General features: G+C 60.1%; 1 protein-coding gene. It reads left to right on the top strand.

Going from position 1 to position 276, the window contains the following annotated elements; genetic code table 11:
- Positions 1 to 113: 113 nt before the first annotated feature.
- On the top strand, positions 114 to 276 hold a 163-nt coding region (locus AC0IYH_RS31380; RefSeq protein ID WP_471838131.1), incomplete at its 3' end, for a P-II family nitrogen regulator.

Genomic DNA, 276 nt, shown 5'->3' with positions numbered 1-276 from the left:
TTCGTTAACTAAACGGTTTCGCGGGCCTTCCGCTACGGAATGGCTGCGTCTCCCGAATGGCACGCCTGTTGCAGAGCAGCATCCTGCATCAATAGCCAATCAAAGGGGGCGGGATGAAACTGGTCATAGCGGTCATCAAGCCGTTCAAGCTCGACGAGGTCCGCGAAGCGCTCACCACGCTGGGCGTCGCGGGCATGACGGTCACCGAGGTCAAGGGTTTCGGCCGCCAGAAGGGGCAGACCGAGATCTATCGCGGTGCCGAGTACAGCACCAACA

It is taken from the genome of Pseudomonas sp. AC463 (assembly GCF_979253585.1).
This window is presented reverse-complemented; position numbering and strand designations above follow the sequence as displayed.